This window comes from Terriglobia bacterium (assembly GCA_036496425.1).
Classification (GTDB): domain Bacteria; phylum Acidobacteriota; class Terriglobia; order 20CM-2-55-15; family 20CM-2-55-15; genus 20CM-2-55-15.
Genome location: DASXLG010000108.1, coordinates 1 through 5,354 on the forward strand (window position 1 = coordinate 1; position 5,354 = coordinate 5,354).

Genomic DNA, 5,354 nt, shown 5'->3' on the forward strand with positions numbered 1-5,354 from the left:
CGCATTGATCACGGTCCTGTAGAGGTAGCCCTTCGGGTCCCTCCAGACATCCGGCGGAAGCTTGGAATCGATGAGCTTTAAGTACAAGTTTTGAATCACATCCTGGGCATCTTCCGTCTTCCTGAGAGATTTCCGGGCCGCGCGAAACATGAAATCGTAGTGCTCGACGAACAGGTCCTCGGTTGTTCGTCGGCCACGGCCATCATTTGTTTCCTCTCCATCCATTCCGGTGTTCATCTGCCCTTCATCAGGTACAACGTTTCGGACCCCCCTGTTTGTCACAGGTGGCAAAGATTTTTTTTCGAAAGCCGTAAGTGATTGTTAAATATACCTGACGAGCCGACTTTGGAAGGCAGAAGGGCCAAGCACTTTGTCGTCCCGCGACAATCTCCTGGGACGCTCCCAGCTCGAACAAGACCTGCTGGTAACCGTTCTGGCAATTCCCCGGTCGAGTCGTCGCTATCGATCAGGGACGAGGTGAAGAATCGGGGCGTTGGGAAGTGTTTTCTTACGACACCGGCGGCGACTGGTACTTCGACATCAGTTCTTCCTGAAAGTTGCGCGGTTCGTTTCCGTTCGGGACGGTGTGTTTATAGCTACCGTCGGCTTGAAGCCATCGGAGCTTGGTATTATCGGCAATTGCATTCTCGAGAAGCTCACCACGGACACGGGCTCTCAATTGCGGATCGTCGACGGGGAACAGGACTTCGACACGCCGGTTCAGATTACGGTGCATGAGATCGGCGCTGCCGAGATACATCTCTTCGTTGCCGCCGTTCGTAAATGCATAAACACGGGAGTGCTCGAGAAAGCGGCCGACGATGCTGGCGACGGTAATGTTCTCGCTGAGGCCGGGAATGCCGGGACGCAGACAGCATACGCCGCGAACGACCAATGTAATCGGAACGCCCGCTTTGGAAGCCGCATAGAGTTCGTCGATCAGTCCGGTGTCCGTCAGGCTGTTGCACTTTGCGAAAATGCCGGCGGGCCGCCCGGCGGATTTATTTTCGGCTTCCCTCTTGATCAAGCCGGCCAGATGTTCGCGCAAGCCAACCGGTGCGACCAGAAGCTTCCGGTACTGCGTCTGACCTGAAAATCCGGTAAGGAAGTTGAAGAGCTCCGTCGCGTCGGCGCCGAACTCGGGATTGGTTGTGAACAAACAGACGTCGGTGTAGATCTGCGCCGTGACCGGATTGTAATTTCCGGTTGCCAGATGAACATAGCGCCGCAACGTGTTCCCTTCCTGGCGGATCACCAGAGTCATTTTTGCGTGCGTTTTCAAACCGACGATTCCGTAAATGACATGAGCGCCGGCCTGTTCCAGCCGCCGTGCCCACTGGATATTGTTTTCTTCGTCGAAGCGGGCTTTCAGCTCGACCAGCACGGCCACCTGTTTTCCGCGCTCGGCGGCCTCGATCAAGGCGCCGACAATCGGAGAGTCGCTGCCAACACGATAAAGCGTCGCCTTTATCGCGAGCACGTTCGGGTCTTTGGCCGAGGCTCTGAAGAACTCGACTATCGGCATGAACGATTCGTAAGGGTGGTGCAGAAGCACGTCGCGATGACGGATCGCGTCGAACACCGGCTCCCCTTCGCGAAAGACGGCCGGCGTCAGCGGCTGAAACGGTTTGTCTTTTGCGGCAGGCAGATCCAGCTTGTACAGCATCATCAGGTCCGGAATGTTCAGCGGGCCATCGATCGAATACACATCCAGATCGCTCAACTGGAGCGACTGCCGGAGAAGATCGATCATTGCGGCGCTCATCGTCGAAGCGACCTCGAGACGGACGCCGAATCCGAAACGGCGTTGCCGCAGCGTTTGCTGGACGGACTTCAGCAGATCTTCCGCTTCGTCCTCTTCGATTTCGACATCGGCATCACGAGTGATGCGGAACGGATCGCATTCGAGAATCGTGCATTCCGGGAAAAGCGCTCGAATGTGTTCCGCAACCAGGTGTTCGAGCAGAACAAACTTGTGCTTCTCGCTGACGCGAATCAATCGCGGAACATTGCCCGGAATCTTGACGCGCGCGAAACGGGGCTCTTCTCCGGTACTGCTTCCGTATGGCCGCAGCAATATGCCGAGATTCAGGCTGATATTCGAAATATATGGGAAAGGATGTCCGGGATCGACGGCAAGCGGTGTCAGGATCGGAAACACGCGTTCCGCAAAAAAGCGCTCCAGCCTCTGACGCTCCTCGGAATTGAGTTCGCCGGGCTCGAGAAGTTGGGCGCCCAAGGCTTCCAGCCCCGGAAGGACGTCATTCAAGAGACAGCCGGTCTGGGTCTTTATCAGAGGCCGCAGCCGCTCGGAGATGACCTTCAACTGATTGGCCGGCGTCAGGCCGTCAGGCGAGAGCGAATTCGGGTCGGTCTCGGCCTGCTCCTGAAGGCCGGCGACACGAACCATGAAAAACTCATCGAGGTTGGTTGAAAAAATCGAAAGAAATTTCAGTCTTTCAAGCAGAGGAAGCGAAGCGTCGAGCCCCTCTTCAAGAACTCGTGCGTTAAATTCGATCCAGCCCAGTTCCCGGTTGAACAAACGATCATCCACAGAGTCAGTCTATCGCATCCAATATAAAAAACACCCGGCCCGAAGGCCGGGTAAATGGGGTTTAGTGAATGTTTCCGAAATAAAGCGTCGCCGACGCTCATTTCAAATTAATGAACGTCATGCAAATAATTTGCACACGCCACGTCGGAAGCCACCAAGGTTCTTACCACCACGACTTGCGGGACACGAGCCCAAGGACATTGCTATAGTCGTCAGTCCAAAGAACTGAGCGGGCGGCTGGGGATGGAACCTCGGCACGACGACGCAGTTCCGGCAAACGAAGCGCATCCGCATTCCGTGAAAGCAGCGCCCAACGGCTAGCTTCGATTTCCGGTCCCGATTCAAGTGAAGTGACAACCAGAAGCGCAAGATTAAACTGCCTGCTAAGACCGCGAACTACCGGGCTCAGGTCCAGTGTTCGATTGGATATGTGAAAAGCAATCACGGAGTTTTGATTGCGCAGGTGAGTCAAGTATAGCTGCATTGCTTCACGACTCATCAAATGGACCGGGATCGAATCGCTGTCAAACGCATCCAGGGCCAACACATCGAATTTCTGAAACTCGCCTTGTGCCGCCTCCCGCTCCATGGAAAGACGGGCATCGCCCAAAGTCACTTCGACATTTGCCGGCGCGTTTTTCAAGAAGGTAAATCTCGCTTCAGGACCATAACTGATACGTTCTACCTCAGGATCGATTTCATAAAAGTGATAGTAGTCGCCGGGGCGGCCATATGCTGCCAAAGTTCCTGTTCCCAGACCAACGACGCCTACCCGGAGATCGGAGTCCGGACCGCTCGAGAGCCGCCTCGGATGATTCAACAGGAGGATTCCGATGCCCGAATTGTTGCCGTAATAGCTCAACGGAGTAACGTCATGAACTCCGTCTTGAATCTGCACACCATGCCGGGTTTGCCCATGCAACAGGTTCAGACGGGTGCCCTGTTTCTCGATCCGGAACACTCCAAAAAAACTACGATAGCGCGCGACGGCGCTCCTCATTTGAGAATAGGGGAGAGCCACGCAAACAATAGTGATCGAAACCAGTACCACACCTGCGTACGCCTGTACCCATCGCAACTGCACACGGCTTTTGATTGACGCCAATCCGAAGCCGGCCGCGATCAAGCCGGTTGCAACCAACGCCATGTGCAAGTAGGTCTCAAGTGCACGCACTCCGTTCGTAGAAGGGAAAGTGCGCAGCGTATATTCAAGGATTGCGCCCAGGCCAAGCACGATACACAACGGAATCCAGGCTGAACCCTGGTAGAACCATGATCCCCGATCCCGATACAGAGCCAAAAACAGGAGAAGTCCACAACCACAAACAGCAATCTGAAATTCCCAGAAACCTGTAAACAAGAGAGGAGCGATCAGCGCCACGAAAACGCCACCCGCCGCTCCTCCAGCGGCAATCATCAGATAGAAAGAGGTCAGATAGCGGCTCGATGGTTTTGAGCGGACGAGTTCCCCATGACAGATCATGCACACGATAAACAATGCAAAAGAGTAGCTGCCGATCTGATGAACAAGCTTTATGCTCGGCGTCAGCAGGATTAGCGCTAGACTGAGCGGGAGGAGCGGATGAAAGACAGCACGAGAATACCAATGAGCGGCATCGAAGCAGAGGATCAGGGTAATCAGATAGAGGCTCAGCGGCAACACCCATAGGAATGGCATAACCGTGATTTCCTGACAAAGCATGTTCGTGGTGGCAAGAAACATGATGCTCGCGCAAGCTGCGAGGAAAAACCAGAGAAGGTGGGTTCCCGTGGTTTTTTGTTCGCTACGCCTGCGCTTCACGGTGGCTGGAGACTCCTGCTCAACGACACCGGGCCCCCTGTCCATTGACTGCGTACAGATCGCTCCAATTGCAGCGTAAGCCAGGTAACCGGCAGACCAGAGCCAGCTCTGCGAACGCACCGTCAGGTTCGGCTCAAGCAGCAAGGGATACGTGAGCAACCCAAGCAGCGAAGCCACATTGGAGACGGCGTACAACCGGTACGGAGAACGTCCGTACGTTCGCGCAAACCAGCCTTGCAGCAAAGGATTCGTCGCCGACAAAAGAAAGAACGGTAAACCGACGCTGACGAGCAGGAGAGAGACGATATCCCAAACAGGGTGGGTAACGTCTGACGGTTTCCAGTTCGCATTTGGAATGATTGGAGAAACCCATCTAAATGCCAAAACCGCAAGTACCAATAACGAAAACCCAATCAAACAAACATGCGTTCGTACCTGAGCTCGGGTGGACAGTCGTGTGGTGAGGAAGTGGGCGTAACCATAACCGGCTAGCAACACTACCTGAAATACGAGCATGGACGTCGTCCAGACAGCCGGGGCGCCGCCAAACCAGGGCAGAATGTATTTACTGGAAATCAACTCCACCTGAAATAAGAGGAAAGAACCGAGGAATATGGCTGCCCCATAGAGCCATTCCTTCTTTAAATCGAGGCCGGAAAGATTGTTAGCTGATGCAACCCGTGTCATGAATTCGGACATGGTACACGACGGATGTACAGCGGATACTGAGAATTGAGAGAATTTCTCTAGATTGGTTTATGCAGCTATTCCCTGTAGTTGTGTATTGGAAAACCCAGAGCGAAGCCTTTTGCAGCATGAAAAATTCGTCAAACGTAAGTCAGGCCGACGTTCGAGCGCGCATCGGGATCCCATTCAACTCACGGCACTTGGTAAAACCAAACCAGGGCAGCGTCGGTTCTCTTTACAATCCACCAAGTCGGAAATCTTCAAATGCCGCAGCTATGTCTAGCAGAATCTATCGACTAGCCGATGGTAGTA

3 protein-coding genes are annotated in these 5,354 nt (G+C 54.1%); all 3 read right to left on the bottom strand.

From position 1 onward, the window contains the following. Positions 1-237, bottom strand: a 237-nt coding sequence (locus VGK48_07620) for a sigma factor (GenBank protein ID HEY2381037.1), incomplete at its 3' end; no start/stop codon positions are given. Between the two features lie 271 nt (positions 238-508). After that, the gene (ppk1, locus tag VGK48_07625) at positions 509-2,554 is read right to left on the bottom strand and encodes a polyphosphate kinase 1 (protein HEY2381038.1); all 2,046 of its coding nucleotides are present in this window, start codon (positions 2,552-2,554) and stop codon (positions 509-511) included. A 163-nt stretch (positions 2,555-2,717) separates the two neighbouring features. Continuing rightward, entirely contained in the window at positions 2,718-5,054 is a 2,337-nt protein-coding gene (locus VGK48_07630) for a hypothetical protein (protein HEY2381039.1), read from the bottom strand. Positions 5,055-5,354: the final 300 nt, after the last annotated feature.